This is a genomic window from Ruegeria sp. AE4, assembly GCF_056542185.1.
On record NZ_JBQFZK010000020.1, the window covers coordinates 16,471 to 32,966 of the forward strand.

General features: G+C 58.0%; 15 protein-coding genes. 11 read left to right on the plus strand and 4 right to left on the minus strand.

Annotated elements, in window-relative coordinates:
• Positions 1 to 24 precede the first annotated feature (24 nt).
• The gene (locus tag ACR0EK_RS17970; protein WP_480508564.1) at positions 25 to 492 is read left to right on the plus strand and encodes an SRPBCC family protein; all 468 of its coding nucleotides are present in this window, start codon (positions 25 to 27) and stop codon (positions 490 to 492) included.
• A 66-nt stretch (positions 493 to 558) separates the two neighbouring features.
• Positions 559 to 1,083, plus strand: a complete 525-nt coding sequence (locus ACR0EK_RS17975) for a chloramphenicol phosphotransferase CPT family protein (protein ID WP_480508597.1) — start codon at positions 559 to 561, stop codon at positions 1,081 to 1,083.
• A 4-nt stretch (positions 1,084 to 1,087) separates the two neighbouring features.
• Here ACR0EK_RS17975 and ACR0EK_RS17980 read toward each other — a convergent pair whose 3' ends face one another.
• Positions 1,088 to 1,921 (minus strand): prephenate dehydratase, encoded by an 834-nt coding sequence (locus ACR0EK_RS17980; protein ID WP_480968003.1) that lies wholly within the window; start codon positions 1,919 to 1,921, stop codon positions 1,088 to 1,090.
• Positions 1,922 to 2,041: 120 nt separating this feature from the next.
• On the opposite strand from ACR0EK_RS17980, the gene ACR0EK_RS17985 reads away from it, so the two are divergent.
• From ACR0EK_RS17985 to ACR0EK_RS18005, 5 genes are all read left to right on the plus strand, one after another.
• Positions 2,042 to 2,554: a c-type cytochrome gene (locus ACR0EK_RS17985; protein WP_209507801.1), complete on the plus strand. Its 513-nt coding sequence runs from the start codon at positions 2,042 to 2,044 to the stop codon at positions 2,552 to 2,554.
• 170 nt (positions 2,555 to 2,724) lie between these two features.
• Positions 2,725 to 4,629, plus strand: a complete 1,905-nt coding sequence (locus ACR0EK_RS17990) for an extracellular solute-binding protein (RefSeq protein ID WP_480968004.1) — start codon at positions 2,725 to 2,727, stop codon at positions 4,627 to 4,629.
• 1 nt (position 4,630) lies between these two features.
• Positions 4,631 to 5,725 (plus strand): microcin C ABC transporter permease YejB, encoded by a 1,095-nt coding sequence (locus ACR0EK_RS17995; protein WP_267363536.1) that lies wholly within the window; start codon positions 4,631 to 4,633, stop codon positions 5,723 to 5,725.
• On the plus strand, positions 5,726 to 6,832 hold the full coding sequence (locus ACR0EK_RS18000; protein WP_209507737.1) for an ABC transporter permease: 1,107 nt from the start codon (positions 5,726 to 5,728) through the stop codon (positions 6,830 to 6,832). It begins immediately after the preceding gene.
• Complete coding sequence (locus tag ACR0EK_RS18005; RefSeq protein WP_480774315.1) at positions 6,829 to 8,406, plus strand: ABC transporter ATP-binding protein; 1,578 nt, start codon at positions 6,829 to 6,831, stop codon at positions 8,404 to 8,406. Before ACR0EK_RS18000 ends, ACR0EK_RS18005 begins: the two co-directional genes overlap by 4 nt.
• A 24-nt stretch (positions 8,407 to 8,430) precedes the next feature.
• On the opposite strand, the gene ACR0EK_RS18010 is transcribed toward ACR0EK_RS18005, so the two are convergent.
• Positions 8,431 to 10,359: an elongation factor G gene (locus tag ACR0EK_RS18010; RefSeq protein ID WP_480774316.1), complete on the minus strand. Its 1,929-nt coding sequence runs from the start codon at positions 10,357 to 10,359 to the stop codon at positions 8,431 to 8,433.
• A gap of 213 nt (positions 10,360 to 10,572) precedes the next feature.
• Positions 10,573 to 11,928 carry an oxygen-independent coproporphyrinogen III oxidase gene (gene hemN, locus ACR0EK_RS18015; protein WP_480538847.1) on the minus strand — a complete coding sequence of 452 codons (1,356 nt, stop codon included), beginning with the start codon at positions 11,926 to 11,928 and terminating at the stop codon, positions 10,573 to 10,575.
• Between the two features lie 61 nt (positions 11,929 to 11,989).
• On the opposite strand from hemN, the gene fnrL reads away from it, so the two are divergent.
• Both fnrL and ACR0EK_RS18025 read left to right on the plus strand, forming a co-directional pair.
• Entirely contained in the window at positions 11,990 to 12,733 is a 744-nt protein-coding gene (gene fnrL / locus ACR0EK_RS18020; RefSeq protein ID WP_267363531.1) for a transcriptional regulator FnrL, read from the plus strand.
• A gap of 73 nt (positions 12,734 to 12,806) precedes the next feature.
• Positions 12,807 to 13,061 (plus strand): GlsB/YeaQ/YmgE family stress response membrane protein, encoded by a 255-nt coding sequence (locus ACR0EK_RS18025; protein ID WP_209598278.1) that lies wholly within the window; start codon positions 12,807 to 12,809, stop codon positions 13,059 to 13,061.
• Positions 13,062 to 13,101: 40 nt separating this feature from the next.
• Here the strand turns inward: ACR0EK_RS18025 and ACR0EK_RS18030 are convergent, their stop codons facing one another.
• On the minus strand, positions 13,102 to 13,941 hold the full coding sequence (locus ACR0EK_RS18030) for a universal stress protein (RefSeq protein ID WP_480538845.1): 840 nt from the start codon (positions 13,939 to 13,941) through the stop codon (positions 13,102 to 13,104).
• A gap of 201 nt (positions 13,942 to 14,142) precedes the next feature.
• On the opposite strand from ACR0EK_RS18030, the gene ccoN reads away from it, so the two are divergent.
• Together ccoN and ccoO are read left to right on the plus strand one after the other, a co-directional pair.
• The gene (gene ccoN / locus ACR0EK_RS18035; protein ID WP_480484687.1) at positions 14,143 to 15,750 is read left to right on the plus strand and encodes a cytochrome-c oxidase, cbb3-type subunit I; all 1,608 of its coding nucleotides are present in this window, start codon (positions 14,143 to 14,145) and stop codon (positions 15,748 to 15,750) included.
• Between the two features lie 16 nt (positions 15,751 to 15,766).
• Entirely contained in the window at positions 15,767 to 16,495 is a 729-nt protein-coding gene (ccoO, locus tag ACR0EK_RS18040; RefSeq protein WP_480484688.1) for a cytochrome-c oxidase, cbb3-type subunit II, read from the plus strand.
• The last annotated feature ends 1 nt before the right edge of the window (position 16,496 follow it).

Here is a 16,496-nt window from a genome sequence, read left to right on the forward strand (position 1 = left end):
AGCAATAAAACAGCAAAGGTCATTATGCAGTTTTCAGCGCGCGAAGATATCGAGGCCCCCATCCAATCGGTATTCGACATGGTGTCGGATTTTGAACGATTCGAGCGTATGGCAATGCGCCGTGGCATCGATGTGCGCCGTTTGGGCGGTGGCACAGCGGTGACGGCCGGAACCGAATGGAATACGGAGTTCAAGCTGCGCGGAAAGCCGCGTCAGATGTCGGTGGTGATGACGGATTTCGACAGGCCTTCGCAAATGCGATTTGACGCTGCCAGCAAGGGCATTACCGGGTTCACGACCGTGGATTTTCTGGCCCTGTCCCCGCGCCGGACTCGCCTGAGCGTTGAAATGTCACTCGCCGCCAAGTCCCTGCCGGCACGGTTGCTGTTGCAATCCATGAAACTGGGGCAATCCAGATTTCGCAAGCAGTTTCAGGTGCGTCTCAGCGAATTCGCACGCGAGTTGGAGCAGAGGCACCTGCATGGGGCGTGAACGGCGTCTGCCGGGCTGATTGGGGCAAGGCTTGGGAATGAAACCTCGGATGTCGCACATTATTTTCTGCACGGCGCATCAAGCAGTGGAAAATCGACGATCGCACAGGCATTGCAGCTGAAGACAGAGAAGCCGTTCTGGCATATTTCGATCGATCACCTGCGCGATTCTGGTGTTCTGCCGCTTGAACGCTATCGCCGTGACGAGTTCGATTGGACCGACGACAGATCGGCTGTCTTTGATGGGTTTCATCAGTCGCTGGCTGCTTATGCGGCCTCGGGCAACAATCTGATTTTGGAACATATTCTGGATACGCCGGGGTGGGCCAAAGACTTGCGCGACCTCTTCCGTCCGTTCGATGTTCTTTTCGTAGCTGTCCATTGCCCGGTTCCCGAGTTGAACGCGCGCGAACGATTGCGCGGCAACCGTCCGGTGGGAAGCGCCCAACGTGACCAATCCATGATCCACGCTGGCAGAGTTTACGATATCGAGATTGATTCGACGGACGGCATCGAAGCCAACGTGCAGGCAATTCTTCAAGCATGGCGCAATGACCTGCGCCAATCGGAATTCAGCCCGCTTTTCGCGTGACGCGTCAGCCGCGCGGATGTGCTGCCGGATAGACGCCCAGAACTTCGACATTGGTCGTGAAATGCTCAAGCTCGTCCATGGCCAGCTGCACGTTGCGGTCTTCGGGATGCCCGACAATATCCGCGTAAAACTGCGTCGCGGTGAAGGAGCCGTCGACCATATAGCTTTCCAGCTTGGTCATGTTGATCCCATTGGTGGCAAACCCACCCATCGCTTTGTAAAGCGCGGCAGGGATGTTGCGGACCTGAAACACAAAGCTGGTGATCATCCCATGATCGCCCCGGCGGGACAAATCCGTTTCGCGCGACATGACAAGAAAGCGGGTCGTATTGTCGTCATTATCCTCGATATGGCGGGCCAGCACGTTCAGGTTATAGATCTCACCGGCCAACTCGCTGGCCAGCGCGGCTGAATGCGGATTGCCTTCCTCGGCCACTTCGCGGGCGGCGCGGGCGTTATCGGGGCTGACGCGGCCGCGGATGCCGTGTTCCTTAAGGAAACCTGAACATTGCGGCAGCAGCACCAGATGCGAATGCGCCTCGGTGATGTCTTCGAGTTTTGCACCCGGCACGGCAAGAAGGTTGATGTGAACCCGGACAAAGGCCTCATCGATGATATGCAGCCCGCTGTGGGGTAACAGCCGGTGAATATCGGCCACCCGCCCATAGGTCGTGTTCTCGACCGGAAGCATTGCCAGATCCGCATCGCCTGAGCGGACCGATTCGATCACATCCTCGAAAGTGCGGCAGGGCAGGGCTTCCATATCTGGCCGAGCGTTGCGGCAAGCCTCGTGACTGTAGGCGCCGGGTTCCCCCTGAAAAGCAATGCGATTGGTCATTTGGTCGATTCCATGCAACAAGTTCGCGATTTGGTCGTTTCGTCGCGGTGTCTATACCTTGCCTCTCGCAAGGGGAAGCCTTAGACAGCTGCCCAGACAGCTGAAATGGACTCGCGATCAATGTTCGACACGATGACAGTAACCAAGGCCGCCGCAGGCCTGTTCGGCACATTCCTGGTGCTGCTTCTGGCCAAGTGGGGGGCGGATGTCCTCTATTCTTCCGGTGGCCATGGCTCGGCTGAGGCCGCCTACATTATCGAAACCGAAAGCTCGGGCGAAAGCGCCGACGGTGAAGAAGTGGTCTTTGAGGACCTGCTGGCCGCCGCAGACGTCGAGAGCGGCGCAAAAGTGTTCCGCAAATGCACCGCGTGCCACAAGCTGGAAGACGGCGCAAACGGCACCGGCCCTTACCTGTACGGTGTGGTTAATCGCCCCGTCGCCTCGGCCAACGGCTTCACCGGTTACTCGGCCGGTATGCAGGCGCATGGCGGCAACTGGACACCCGAAGCGCTGGATGCCTTCCTGACCAAGCCCGGCAGCTATATCTCGGGCACATCGATGAGCTTTGCCGGCCTGAAAAAGCCGCAGGATCGCGCCGACGTGATTGCCTATCTGCAGACAATCGGCAACTGATTGCCTGACCGATCAGAACCATTCAAAGCCGCTGCCGCAACGCAGCGGCTTTTTTGTCTGAAGAAACCTTCACAAAGTGCTCACGCATTCTAAACTTGAATCTGCACGTGCTGGCACTTTAGCTAGCGGTTACGACATTGACGGTGACAATGACCGAGAGGATGAGCAATATGATATCCCTGATGCCTGCTGCACGTGATCTTGAGGTAAGGCCATGGGTTGGCATTTTGGGGCTCTGCGCCGCTCTGATTGCTCCGCATGCAGCACAGGCGCTGGATGAAGGCGTCACCCGCAGTCACGGGTATTCGTATTTCGGAAATCTGGATTACCCGGCGGATTATTCGCATCTGAATTATGTGAATCCCAACACCCCCAAGGGTGGCGAGCTTTCGCTGGCAGCCTCTGGAACGTTCGATTCCCTCAACCCCTATTCGCGAAAGGGGCGCGCCGGTGCGCTGACCACATTGCAATATGATCGCCTGTTTGAAAGTGCCGAAGACAGTGTCGGGCAGTATTACGGTGTAGTTGCGGAAAGTCTGGAATATGACGAAGGGCGCAATTACGTCATTTTCCATTTGCGCCCCGAAGCAACTTTTTGGGATGGCACGCCGGTCACGGCGGAAGATGTTGTCTACAGCCACCGTTTGTTCATCGAACAGGGCCTGCCGTCTTATGCGCAGGCCGTTGGCCGTATGGTGACAGGAGCCGAGGCGTTGGATGACCATACCGTAAAATTTACCTTCAATCCCGAAGTCACGCGCCGCAGCCTGATCGAAACCGTCGGCTCAACTCCTGTTTTCTCAAAAGCATGGTTCGAGGCGGATGAGACACGGCGATTGGATGAACCGCGGCTGGAAGTGGCGGTGGGCTCTGGCCCCTACAAGCTCGACAGCTACGACATCAATCGCCGCATCGTTTACAAACGCCGGGACGATTATTGGGGCAAGGACCTGCCTTTCAATGTCGGGCGCAACAACTTTGATACAATCCGGGTTGAGTATTTCGCCGATCAAACGGCGGCTTTCGAGGGTTTCAAGGCGGGTGAATACACATTCCGGATCGAAAGTGATCCCAAGCTTTGGGCGACCGGGTATGATTTCCCAAAGCTGGATGAAGGCACAGTTATTCGGGATGAGATCGCGGATGGCAGCCCGCCGACACCTTCGGGCTTTGTCTTCAACCTTGGAAATCCGCAATTTGCCGACAAGAATGTTCGCAAGGCCCTGGCCCTGGCCTTCAATTTCGAATGGACGAACGAGTCATTGTTGTTCGGCCTGAACACGCCGCGGGATTCTTTCACGCAAGGAACCCCGATCGAGGCGCAAGGCCTGCCCGAAGGGGCGGAGCTGGCGTTCCTGCAGGCGCTTGGCGACGTCGTTCCCGAAGATGTCCTGACGGAACCCGCTGTTGTGGCGCACGAATCAAACCCTGCACGCCTGAATGACCGAAAAAACCTGCGCAAAGCTGCCAACATGCTGGACGAGGCAGGCTGGTCCGTCGGTGAAGGCAATATTCGTCGCAATGCCGAAGGGCAGACTTTGAAGGTGAATATTCCATATCCTTCAAACCTGCCGACCTCGACCGCAACGATGATCGAAACCTATGTCCAGAACCTGCAATCCATCGGGGTGGATGCCTCGACCGAGAAAGTGGATCCGGCGCAATACACGTTGCGCAGCCGCGAGCGGGATTATGACATTGTCTATTCCACGCGCTACGGATCGTTCTTGTCTACCGGGGGCGGTCTGAGCCAGATGTACGGATCGGAAGAAGCGGCCTTTAGCCTGTTCAATCCGGCAGGTCTGGCCAGCCCCTTGGTCGACGCAATCATCGAAGCGTCCTTTGAGACTGACAATCAGGCCGATCAGGACACGGCGTTGATGGCTTTGGACCGCGCCTTGCGGTACGAGTTTTTCGTAATCCCCGTGGGGTACATCGCAGAATATTGGACAGCATATTACGATATGTACGAATACCCGGAAAACCTGCCGCCCTATTCGCTGGGTTATCTTGATCTGTGGTGGATCAATCCGGAAAAACAGGCTGCGTTGAAAGCGAAAGGCGCGCTGCGATAACATGGGCGCCTATATACTAAGACGCTTATTGCTGATCATTCCGACCCTTCTGGGTATCATGATCGTCAACTTCACGCTGGTCCAGTTCGTACCTGGCGGGCCGGTCGAACAGATCATCGCGCAAATCGAAGGTCAGGGTGACGTGTTCGCCGGGTTCGCCGGAGGAGGCGACGCCGGAGCGGGTTCCGAACCGGCGGGCGGTGTCTTCGACGACAAATATGTCGGCGCACGCGGCCTTCCGCCCGAGTTTATTGCCGAACTCGAAAAAGAATTCGGCTTCGACAAGCCCCCGCTTGAACGGTTCGTGATCATGATGGGCAACTATCTGACGTTTGATTTCGGCGAGAGTTATTTCCGCTCGATCAGTGTGATCGATCTGGTGCTTGAAAAGATGCCGGTCTCGATCTCGCTGGGGCTGTGGTCGACCCTGATTGCCTATCTGGTCTCGATCCCGCTGGGTATTCGAAAGGCGGTCAAGGATGGATCGCAATTCGATACCTGGACAAGCGGGGCGATTATTGTGGCCTATGCTATTCCGGGCTTTCTGTTTGCGATCCTGCTGCTGGTGCTTTTTGCTGGCGGGTCATACTGGCAAATCTTCCCGCTGCGCGGCCTGACGTCGGACAATTGGGATAGCCTGAGTTTCTTTGGCAAGATCACGGATTATTTCTGGCACATAGCACTGCCGACGATTGCGCTGACAATCTCGGCCTTTGCGACACTGACCCTGCTGACCAAGAACTCGTTTCTGGATGAGATCAAGAAACAATATGTCATGACCGCCCGTGCCAAAGGGCTGAGCGAGCGCAAGGTTCTCTATGGTCATGTCTTCCGCAACGCGATGCTGATCGTGATTGCAGGGTTCCCGGCCGTGTTCATCGGGGTGTTTTTTGGCGGGTCGATCATTATCGAGACGATCTTCTCGCTGGATGGTCTGGGCCGATTGGGGTTCGAGGCCGCCGTGGCCCGCGATTACCCGGTGATCTTCGGCACGCTGTTCATCTTCGGTCTGATGGGGCTGGTCGTTGGCATCATCAGCGACCTGATGTATGTGCTGGTCGACCCGCGCATCGATTTCGAAAAGCGGGAGGGGTAAATGGCTTTGTCCCCGCTAAACCAGCGCCGCTGGAGCAACTTCCGCCGCAACAGACGGGCCTTCTGGTCGCTGATCATCTTCGCGGTATTGTTCGGCCTGTCGTTGTTTGCCGAGTTCATCGCCAACGACAAACCCATCCTTGTAAAGTATCGGGGAGAGTACTTTACGCCGGTTTTCAACTTCTATGCCGAAACCGAATTTGGCGGTGATTTCCAGACCGAAGCGATCTATCGCGACCCCGAGGTTCAGTGCCTTATCGACAGCGGTGGATTGGAAGACTGTTTCGATGATCCCGAAGGCATCATCGAACAGATCGACGCCGGAACGTTCCAGGCTGAGGGTTTTGAACCCGGCTGGTCGCTCTGGCCGTTGATCCCCTATTCCTTCAATACCTCGGTGGACCGCCCCGGTGCTGCGCCCCTGCCGCCCAACGGCCAGAACCTGCTGGGTACCGATGATACCAAGCGCGACGTGCTGGCCCGCGTGATTTACGGCTTTCGTTTGTCGATCCTGTTCACGCTGCTGGTGACGGGTGCGGCTAGCTTGATCGGGATTTTCGCGGGTGCCATCCAAGGGTTCTTTGGTGGCTGGCTGGACCTGATCTTTCAGCGGATCATCGAGATCTGGTCGGCAACCCCGTCGCTTTACGTGATCATCATCATGTTTGCGGTGCTAGGGCGAAGTTTCTGGTTGCTGGTCGCACTGATGATCCTGTTCAGCTGGACCGGGCTGGTCGGAGTGGTGCGCGCCGAGTTCTTGCGGGCGCGGAACCTTGAATATGTGCGCGCCGCGCGGGCGCTGGGCGTGGGCAACATGACGATCATGTTCCGCCATATGCTGCCCAATGCGATGGTGGCCACGCTGACCTTCATGCCGTTCATCGTCACCGGAACCATCGGCGGGCTGGCTTCGCTGGATTATCTGGGCTTTGGCCTGCCATCCTCGGCCCCCTCGCTGGGAGAGCTGACCTTGCAGGCCAAGCAGAACCTGCAGGCCCCATGGCTGGCCTTCACCGCCTTCTTCACCTTTGCCATCATGCTGTCGCTGCTGGTCTTCATATTCGAAGGCGTGCGCGATGCGTTTGATCCCAGAAAGACCTTCTCATGAGCTTGCTGGATGTGAAAAACCTCAAGGTCTCGTTCCGTCAGGATGGGCAGATCAACGCGGCGGTCAAAGGCGTGTCCTTCACCGTGGACCGCGGTGAAACCGTCGCGCTGGTGGGTGAATCCGGATCAGGAAAATCCGTGACGGCGTTATCGACCGTTTCCCTGCTGGGCGACAGCGCCTTGGTCGAAGGCTCGGTCACCTATGACGGGCAAGAGATGATTGGCGCCTCGGAACAGCGTCTGATGGATGTGCGGGGCAACGACATCAGCTTTATCTTTCAAGAGCCGATGACGTCGCTGAACCCTTTGCACACGATCCAGAAACAGATGGCTGAATCGCTGGCCCTGCATCAGGGTGTGGCTGGCGATGTGGCACGGGACAGGATTGTCGAATTGCTGACCAAGGTCGGTATCCGCGATCCTCAAGACCGGCTGGACAGCTATCCGCATCAGTTGTCAGGCGGTCAGCGGCAGCGGGTGATGATCGCCATGGCCCTTGCCAACAAACCGGACATCCTGATCGCGGATGAGCCGACAACGGCACTGGATGTGACCATTCAGGCGCAGATCCTCGAGCTGCTGGCTGAATTGCAGAAATCGGAAAACATGGGGATGCTGTTTATCACTCATGATCTGGGCATCGTGCGCCGCATCGCCGACCGGGTCTGTGTGATGAAAGACGGCGAGATTGTCGAGACCGGCGTGACGGCCGAGATATTCGAAAACCCGCAGCACCCCTATACCCGCAAACTACTGGCGGCAGAACCGTCGGGTCAGCCTGAACCCGTTGCCACAGATGCGGAAGAGGTCGCACGCACCGACCACCTTAAGGTCTGGTTCCCGATCCAGCGCGGGTTTCTGAAGCGTACGGTTGGATATGTGAAAGCAGTGAACGACGCGACCCTCAGTGTGCGCGCGGGTGAGACGTTGGGGATTGTTGGTGAAAGCGGGTCGGGCAAGACCACACTGGCACTGGCCATGATGCGGCTGATCGCGTCCGAGGGTGGCATCACCTTTCGCGATCAGGACGTGCGCAAATGGTCCACGCGGGAACTGCGGCGGTTGCGCAAGGACATGCAGATTGTGTTTCAGGACCCGTTTGGCAGCCTCAGCCCACGAATGACCTGCCAGCAGATCATTGCAGAAGGTCTGGCCATTCACAACGTCGACCCGGACCGCGCACCGCGTGAACTTGTGGCCGAGGTGATGACCGAAGTGGGGCTTGATCCGGCGACGATGGATCGATACCCGCACGAGTTTTCCGGCGGTCAGCGTCAGCGCATCGCCATTGCCCGCGCGATGGTTCTGCGGCCCAAACTGCTGGTCTTGGACGAGCCGACCAGCGCGCTGGATATGACCGTTCAGGTTCAGATCGTCGATCTGCTGCGCAATCTGCAACAGAAATACGGGCTGGCCTATCTGTTCATCAGCCATGACCTGAAAGTGGTCCGGGCCATGTCGCACAACGTGGTCGTCATGCGCAACGGCGATGTGGTCGAAATGGGCGCGGCCGAGGATTTGTTCGAAAATGCCCAGACCGACTATACCCGCGAATTGATCGCAGCGGCGGGCTGAGAACAGCCCGCCCGGTGTCGCGCGTCAGGCGCTGGCTTTTTCCCGTGCAGATGACTGGGGCACAGGCCCGCGCAGTTCCTCGTAGTGATCAAAGCTCAGCTTGACCCACCCGGTCCCGCGCGTGGCACTGGCAAGGGTGCGGTGCAGTTCGTCCTCGGCAACGGCGGGCAACTGGGCGTTGAATATCTCCCAGCCCGTCGCATTCGGGTTGCCCTCAAATCCCAGAACCTGCCCCTGAAGGGTGCTGATCGTTGGTACGAGATCGCCCACAAAGGCCGAGGGTAAGTGTATCTCGGCGCTCAGGATCGGTTGCAGGACCACAGGTTTGGCTTGCGGCAATGCCTCGCGCACGGCGTTCTTGCCTGCGGTCCGGAAGGCATAATCCGAACTGTCCACATTGTGGTGTTTGCCATCGCTCAGGGTCACTTTGACATCAACCACGGGAAAGCCCTCGGGGCCTTGTTCCAATGCGTCCTTGGCCCCGTGTTCCACCGACGGGATGTAGTTCTTGGGAACGGCACCGCCCTTGACCACTTCATCGAACTGGAACCCCGATCCGCGCGGCAATGGTGCGACCGATATTACCACATCCGCGAATTGCCCCGCGCCGCCGGATTGTTTGCGATGGCGATGGCGATGCTCAACCGTTGCGCGGATGGTTTCGCGATAGGCGGTTTCCACCTGTTCCGCCTCGATCTCGATCCCGAAATCCTCTGCCAGCTTGGCGGTCACGCGGCGCATATGTTGCGGACCTTGCGAGCCCAGAATCGAATGGCCGCTCATCTCATCCTGTTGCAGGTGCAGGCCCGGATCGATTTCGGCCAGACGGCTCAGGGCGTTTGACAGGCGCACATCGTCCCGCTCATGCGCGGGCGAGACGACTTGTCGATGCGCAACCGGATGAGAAGACGCCCATTCCGGCAGTTCCGTCGCAGAAGAACTGTCATAAATGTATCCGGGGTTGAGGTGATCGGATTTGACCGCCAGTCCGATCTGCCCAGCCTCCAGCGTGGCGATCTGGGTCTTGGCGTCTAGAGTTGTCAGGTTGCCGACCGTTTCACCGCCCAACGCCTCATGCGCTTTTACCCCGTCCCCAAGGCCGCGCAGAACGATGATCTTTCCGATATGCTTTTTGACATCCGCAAAGCCAGCAATGGCACGGGCGCTTTCGGCGGCCTCGTCCCGTCCGGCAGCAATATCAAACTCGGGGGCCTCATGACGCAGCGCTTTCATCAGGCGCGTCAGCCCGTTGCCGTGGCTTGCGGCGCCCAGACAAGCGGGGATCAACTGATGATTCTGTAGAACTTGCGCGGCCAGCTCATAAACCTCATCGCTTGGGGGCTGTTTGTCTTCGATCAACTGTTCCAGCAGGTGATCATCGAAATCGGAAAGCGTCTCAAGCAACTCGGTCCGGGCTTCCTGCTCGCGATCCTCGACAGATTTGGGCAGCTCAATCAGGGCCGACGGCTGGCCCTCCTGATACTTCCACGCCCGTTCCGAGATCAGATCGACCGCGCCGATGATCGTGTCGCCCTCGCGGATCGGAACCTGACGCAGGGCGATGTGGTGCGTGCAATAGGTTTGCAGCGCCGCGATGATGTCGCGGATGCGGCCATTGGGGTTATCCATGCGGTTGATGAAAAGAAAACAGGGAATGCCCGCCTCTTCCACCAGCCGAAGATAGGGCGCACACAGCACGGCGGCATTTGGATCGGGTGGTACCACGATAACGGCAGCATCCGAGATTGCCATGGCAGGGCCGACATAAGCGAGGGAATCGCCACCCCCATCCACGTCGATCGCGCACCAGGGCTCGTCCAGGTAAGAAAAACCGTGCAAGTGCACGGTTCCGGAAACATCGAATGTGGTCGGGCGCCCGTCGAGGCGGCTGATGGCCTCGACCAGGGTAGATTTGCCCGACTGGCTGGGCCCGAGGACGGTGAATACGCGCATGAGTGTTGTCCCTCTTTCAGGTTGCAGAATGGCTGCACGAAAAGGGCCATCCGACGCAGTCGCGTCAGCTAGGACTGTCTGTAATTTGCCCGCCTCAGGCCGCAGGGCGAAACATCACCCCACAGCTTGAGTGTGGGAAAAACCGCAGGCGTGCGTCAAGCCCCCGATGTGTTTTGTGCTTTCCGGGCTGAATGTTGCCCGCAAAAAGAGAGGTCAGATCGCCGAGCTGTGCCCGGCTTTGCTGAGGTCGTATGCGTCAAAGCTGCGGGCAACCATCCGGGTCAGCGCGCGCGCCTCGGGGGGGATAAACAGCCCCTCGTCGCTGATTTGCAGCAGCCCGTCGAATGAGGCGTTGGCAGCGCGATACATGTCGTTCAGCGCTGCGACCGAGATATCGTGATCGCGCAGGATTTCAGCCGAATCGATCCGGAAATCGCACATCAGCGCTTCGATCAGACGGGCGCGCAGAATATCCTGACCTTTGAACAGGTGCCCGCGGGACGTCGAAAACTGCCCGTTGCGAATGGCCTTGGTATGAGCAGACGTAGCCGGGGCATTCTGCGCATAGCCTTGTGGAAAGCGCGAGATCGAGCTGGCCCCGACACCGATCAGCACATCGGCCTGATCGTCGGTATAACCCTGGAAGTTCCGCTTCAGACGGCCCGCGCGCAGGGCATGGGTCAGCCCGTCATCCTGTGTGGCAAAATGGTCGATGCCGATCTCGGCGTAGTTGTCCCACAGGAACAGGCGGCGGGCGGTGTCGAACAGTTCCAGCCGTTGTTCGGGCGTTGGCAGTGCGTCCGACGGGATCAGTTGCTGCCGTTTGGCCATCCACGGCACATGGGCATACCCATAAAGCGCCACGCGATCCGGGCTGAGCGACAAAAGCTTCTGCACGCTTTCCGTCATCCGGGCCTTCGTCTGGTGTGGCAGCCCGTAAAGGATGTCCGCGTTCAGGCTGGCAATGCCACGTGCGCGGATCATGTCGATAGCGTCGCGCGTGGTATCGTAGCTTTGAATGCGGCCAATGGTTTTCTGGATTTCATCGTCGAAATCCTGCACCCCGATCGAGGCACGGTTCATGCCTGCCTCTGCCAGCGCATCCAGACGTGCCTCGTCAATCTCGTTTGGATCGATTTCAACCGAGAATTCGGCATCCGGCCCCATGGGGACGATCCCCAGAATGTGCTGTGCCAGATCGCGCATCAGCTGGGCATTCAGCAACGTTGGCGTACCGCCGCCCCAGTGCAGGCGCGACAGGACCACACCCGCGGGCAGGCGCGCCGCCAGCAGGTCCAGCTCGGCTTTCAGAACATCCACATAGGCAATCACCGGATTGTCGGTTTGTGTGCCTTGCGTTCTGCAGGCGCAAAACCAGCACAGCCTGCGGCAGAACGGGACGTGGATATAAAGGGATATGGCGCTGCCGGGTTTGATTCCCGAAATCCAGTCGCCAAACATGTCCGCCCCCACGTCATTGTTGAAATGGGGCGCTGTGGGATAGCTTGTGTAACGCGGTACTTTCGCGTCAAAAAGTCCAAGCTTTGCCAATTGTGGTTTCACTATCATGACGATACCCTTAGGGGGCAGGCGACTTAGGTGCTTTGACGGAGATCAAGTGGAAACGCAGATGACAATAAAAGCACAGTTCGATCACTCAAATTGCGAAGACTGCCCGATACGACATCGCGCGGTCTGTGCCCGCTGTGACGCGGACGAGCTGGAAGCGCTTGACGGCATTAAATATTACCGCAGTTTCGAGGCGGGTCAGACCATCATCTGGTCGGGTGACCAGATGAATTTCGTCGGCTCGGTCGTATCGGGGATCGCTTCGCTGACGCAAACCATGGAAGACGGGCGCACCCAGATGGTCGGCCTGCTTCTGCCCAGCGATTTCGTCGGTCGCCCGGGGCGCGACGTTGCGCCTTACGATGTGCAGGCGACAACGGATGTCGTGATGTGCTGTTTCCGCAAGAAACCATTCGAAGAGCTGATGGACGAAACGCCTCACATCGCGCATCGCCTGCTGCAGATGACATTGGACGAGCTTGACGCCGCCCGCGAATGGATGCTGGTTCTGGGTCGCAAGACAGCGCGCGAAAAGATTGCCAGCCTGATTTCGATCATTGCCCGGCGGGATGCGTCGATTGGTCAAAAGGGCCTGTCAGGACCGATCGTGTTCGATCTGCCCCTGACCCGAGAAGCCATGGCGGATTATCTGGGACTTACGCTTGAGACGGTCAGCCGCCAGATTTCAGCTCTGAAAAAGGACGGTTTGATCTTACTGGAAGGCAAACGTCACGTGACCATCCCCGATCTTGGGCGACTCATGGAAGAAGCAGGCGACGATTCCGATGGCGGGTTTCTGGTCTGACCAGTCTTTCGTTCGGCAGAGTTCGCTTACCGCGACCAGCCGGTCGGTTCACGTACTAACATAGGAGTGTGGCATGGGGTTCAGCAGTCTGTTGGCAATGCTGTTCATTGGCGCAATCGCCGGATGGCTTTCGGGAAAGATCATGGAAGGCCGTGGGTTCGGCCTGATCGGCAACATCATCGTCGGCATCGTAGGCGCGTTCCTGTCGGGCATGATCTTTCCGGCGCTTGGTTTTTCCGTTGGAGGGGGCCTGTTCTCGTCGATCCTTTTCGCGACAATTGGGGCGGTGATCCTGTTGTTCCTGATCGGCCTCATCCGCCGGGGGTGAAAAAAGCCGCCTGTCGAGGCGGCTTTTTAACTTGATTGGGTCAGTGCGCCAGGAACACCGGAACCGAGGATTGTTCCAGCATGTTCCGGGTCGCCCCTCCCAGAATGGCTTCGCGAAAGCGGGAATGGCCATAAGCGCCCATCACGATCATGTCCGATTCGGTATCCGTCGCGTGGCGATTAAGGATATCCGAGACTCGGGTCATGGTCTTGCTGAGCACGTCGATCTCGCATTTGACACCATGACGGGCCAGCATCTGGGACAGCATCCCACCCGGGTCTGACCGGTCCGGCCCATGCTGTGGCGGGTCGATGACCACAATACGGACGATCTCGGCCTGTTTGAGGAAGGGCAGGGCCCGCCGGATGGCGCACATGGCCTCGACGCTTTCGTTCCAGGCGATCATGATGTTGCCCGGCGCTTTCAATGGCGCGCCGCTGTCGGGAACTACAAGAACCGGGCAATGTCCTTCGAACATGGCCGCTTCGATAATGGGTTCGGCCTCGGCCCCCCGACCATCACCATACGGATGCGGCAGGATCACAAGGTCGGAAAACCGGGCCCGGTGCGCGACGTGGCGCCCGATATCGGCAATTTGTGCAACGCCGTGTTCGGCGGACCAACGCACACCGGATTTGCCGAGATAGTCATTGGCAAAGGCCAGCAAATCCTTTGCCTCGGCATTGGCCCGGTTCAGCGTTTCCTGAACGATCAAAGCATTGGCACCCGCATAATAGTAACCTGTCTGACTGCGATCGACGCCCAGACACAGGACTTCGGCATGGGCATCCTGAGCCTCAGCCAGGGCCACAATCTGCGCCAAAGCAGCCTGTGCGGTCTGCGTTTCGGTCATGACTGTGAGAAGAGATTTGTACGCCATTTTGACCTCATGTTTCGGGCAATTGGTCTCATGTGACCTGTTAGCCCTTTTCTACTACCATGCGTGTCATAGAAAACGCTGGACTGTCTTGATACAGATCAAAGCAATGAAGGTGGCCGTGCTTCAGAACGGCAGCCAGTCAAATGGGTTTCGCGCGTCATAAGAATCAAAAGCGCGCGGGGCATGGCAAAGGGACGCAATATGTCGAATTACATCAAGCTGATCGTGCTTGGTCTGATCGCGCTGTTTGCAGCGATCGGAACCAATTATGCACGCGATTTGGCGTATCAGGTACATGCGCTGCTGGTGATGCTCATCGCCGGTGGCCTGTTCATCTGGACGCTTCGAAACACTGACGAGCCAGGTAATCAGATCGACCGCTCGGGCGAATACATGGATGGCGTGATCCGCTATGGCGTGATCGCAACTGCCTTCTGGGGCGTGATCGGGTTCCTCGCCGGGACCTTTATCGCGTTTCAGCTGGCGTTTCCGGTACTGAACTTCGAATGGGCGCAGGGTTATCTGAACTTTGGTCGTTTGCGTCCGTTGCACACCTCGGCAGTCATTTTTGCCTTTGGCGGTAACGCATTGATCGCAACCTCGTTCTACGTGGTTCAGCGTACCAGCGCGGCGCGGCTTTGGGGCGGAAACCTCGCGTGGTTCGTGTTCTGGGGCTATCAGCTGTTCATCGTGCTGGCCGCAACCGGTTATGTGCTGGGCGGAACGCAGTCCAAGGAATATGCCGAACCAGAATGGTATGTCGATCTGTGGCTGACCATTGTTTGGGTCGCCTATCTGGCTGTCTACCTGGGTACGATCATCAAGCGGAAAGAACCCCACATCTATGTGGCCAACTGGTTCTATCTGGCCTTTATCGTCACCGTCGCCATGCTGCATCTGGTCAACAACATGACCATCCCGGTCAGCATCTGGGGTTCGAAATCGGTCATCGTCTGGTCAGGCGTGCAGGATGCCATGATCCAGTGGTGGTATGGCCACAACGCTGTGGGCTTCTTCCTGACCGCGGGTTTCCTGGGCATGATGTACTATTTCATCCCGAAACAGGCCGAACGTCCGGTGTTTTCCTACAAGCTGTCGATCATCCACTTCTGGGCGCTGATCTTCCTGTATATCTGGGCCGGTCCACACCACCTGCACTATACCGCGCTGCCTGACTGGGCGTCGACGCTGGGCATGGTGTTCTCGGTGATCCTGTGGATGCCGTCCTGGGGTGGTATGATCAACGGTCTGATGACCCTGTCGGGGGCCTGGGACAAGCTGCGCACCGATCCGATCATCCGCATGATGGTCATCTCGGTCGGCTTCTACGGCATGTCCACCTTTGAAGGTCCGATGATGTCGATCCGTGCTGTGAACAGCCTCAGCCACTACACCGACTGGACCATTGGTCACGTGCATTCGGGCGCGCTGGGCTGGAACGGCATGATCACTTTTGGTGCGCTGTACTTCCTGGTGCCTGTCCTGTGGAAGCGCGAGCGTCTGTACTCGCTGCAAATGGTCAGCTGGCACTTCTGGCTCGCCACGATCGGCATCGTGCTTTATGCCGCGTCGATGTGGGTCACCGGTATCATGGAAGGCCTGATGTGGCGTGAAGTGGATGCAAACGGCTTCCTGGTGAACTCGTTCGCTGACACCGTGGCCGCCAAGTTCCCGATGTATGTGGTGCGTGCTCTGGGTGGCGTGATGTTCGTCGCTGGCGCCGTGATCATGTGCTACAACCTGTGGATGACTGTGCGGAAAGCGCCGGCCAAAGAGGCCAGCCTGACCGTCGCGGTCCCGGCTGAATAGAGGGAGGGCCGGAGCAATGGCAATTCTCGACAAACATAAGATCCTCGAGACCAACGCGACCCTCCTGCTGATCTTCAGCTTTCTGGTCGTGACCATCGGTGGCCTGGTGCAGATCACCCCGCTGTTCTATCTTGAGAACACCATCGAGAAGGTGGAGGGCATGCGCCCTTACACCCCTCTCGAAATGGCAGGGCGTGAGATCTACATCCGCGAAGGCTGCTATGTCTGTCACAGCCAGATGATCCGCCCGATGCGGGACGAGGTCGAGCGCTATGGCCACTACTCGCTGGCGGCTGAATCGATGTATGACCACCCGTTCCAGTGGGGATCAAAGCGTACCGGGCCTGATCTGGCGCGTGTCGGTGGCCGCTATTCGGATCAGTGGCAGATGGACCACCTGCGCAACCCGCAGTCTGTGGTGCCTGAATCGGTGATGCCGAAATACGGCTTCCTCGAACATCGCAAGATCGACGGCAAGTATATCGGTGACATCATGGCGACCAATGCGGTTGTCGGCACCCCCTATACCGACGAGATGCTGGAAAACGCGGTTGCCGATTTCAGCGCGCAGGCCGATCCTGACAGTGACTACGACGGTCTGCTCGAGCGGTACGGTGACAAGGTTAACGTGCGCAACTTCGATGGTCAGCCTGAACTGACCGAAGCCGATGCGCTGATCGCCTATCTGCAAATGCTGGGTACGCTGGTCGATTTCTCGACCTTTACCCCGGATGCAAGCCGTTAAC

What these genes read in the sequence shown, in the direction of transcription:
- ACR0EK_RS17970 (WP_480508564.1), top strand. Translation starts at nt 25, where the DNA reads ATGCAGTTTTCAGCGCGCGAAGATATCGAGGCCCCCATCCAATCGGTA.
- ACR0EK_RS17980 (WP_480968003.1), bottom strand. Translation starts at nt 1,921, where the DNA reads ATGACCAATCGCATTGCTTTTCAGGGGGAACCCGGCGCCTACAGTCAC.
- ACR0EK_RS17985 (WP_209507801.1), top strand. Translation starts at nt 2,042, where the DNA reads ATGTTCGACACGATGACAGTAACCAAGGCCGCCGCAGGCCTGTTCGGC.
- ACR0EK_RS17990 (WP_480968004.1), top strand. Translation starts at nt 2,725, where the DNA reads ATGATATCCCTGATGCCTGCTGCACGTGATCTTGAGGTAAGGCCATGG.
- ACR0EK_RS17995 (WP_267363536.1), top strand. Translation starts at nt 4,631, where the DNA reads ATGGGCGCCTATATACTAAGACGCTTATTGCTGATCATTCCGACCCTT.
- ACR0EK_RS18000 (WP_209507737.1), top strand. Translation starts at nt 5,726, where the DNA reads ATGGCTTTGTCCCCGCTAAACCAGCGCCGCTGGAGCAACTTCCGCCGC.
- ACR0EK_RS18005 (WP_480774315.1), top strand. Translation starts at nt 6,829, where the DNA reads ATGAGCTTGCTGGATGTGAAAAACCTCAAGGTCTCGTTCCGTCAGGAT.
- ACR0EK_RS18010 (WP_480774316.1), bottom strand. Translation starts at nt 10,359, where the DNA reads ATGCGCGTATTCACCGTCCTCGGGCCCAGCCAGTCGGGCAAATCTACC.
- hemN (WP_480538847.1), bottom strand. Translation starts at nt 11,928, where the DNA reads ATGATAGTGAAACCACAATTGGCAAAGCTTGGACTTTTTGACGCGAAA.
- fnrL (WP_267363531.1), top strand. Translation starts at nt 11,990, where the DNA reads ATGACAATAAAAGCACAGTTCGATCACTCAAATTGCGAAGACTGCCCG.
- ACR0EK_RS18025 (WP_209598278.1), top strand. Translation starts at nt 12,807, where the DNA reads ATGGGGTTCAGCAGTCTGTTGGCAATGCTGTTCATTGGCGCAATCGCC.
- ACR0EK_RS18030 (WP_480538845.1), bottom strand. Translation starts at nt 13,941, where the DNA reads ATGGCGTACAAATCTCTTCTCACAGTCATGACCGAAACGCAGACCGCA.
- ccoN (WP_480484687.1), top strand. Translation starts at nt 14,143, where the DNA reads ATGTCGAATTACATCAAGCTGATCGTGCTTGGTCTGATCGCGCTGTTT.
- ccoO (WP_480484688.1), top strand. Translation starts at nt 15,767, where the DNA reads ATGGCAATTCTCGACAAACATAAGATCCTCGAGACCAACGCGACCCTC.